This is a genomic window from Neoluteolibacter marinus (genome assembly GCF_014904755.1).
In the GTDB taxonomy this organism is placed as follows: domain Bacteria; phylum Verrucomicrobiota; class Verrucomicrobiia; order Verrucomicrobiales; family Akkermansiaceae; genus Haloferula; species Haloferula marina.
The window spans coordinates 1-286 of sequence record NZ_JACZFQ010000235.1 but is presented as its reverse complement, the minus strand read 5'-3'; the positions used below and the strand labels follow the sequence as shown (position 1 = coordinate 286).

The 286-nt window shown below is 67.8% G+C and carries 1 pseudogene; it reads left to right on the top strand.

The annotated features are described in order from the left end of the window. A pseudogene (locus IG178_RS24640) lies at window positions 1-213 on the top strand (cytochrome ubiquinol oxidase subunit I); the annotation flags it as partial. Window positions 214-286 lie beyond the last annotated feature (73 nt).

The following is a 286-nucleotide window of genomic DNA, read 5'->3' as shown; positions in this document are numbered from 1 at the left end:
GAAGCCGCGGTCTCGCCGAACGTCACGGCCGGGGAGCTGCTGTTCTCGCTGGGCAGCCTCCTGCTGCTGTACGGGGTGCTCTTGGTCGTGGAGGTCGCGCTGATCGCCAAGTACGTGCGCACCGGCGTGGTCGCGGCCATGCCCGAGCTGGTCGAGCACGAGGACCACGACGACGACGGTTCCCGGGACGACGTCCTGGCCTTCGCCTACTGAGGAGACGAGAGATGTTCGAGCAGTTCGCGGGACAGCCGGGCCTGGCCACGGCATGGTTCCTCGTCATCGGCTT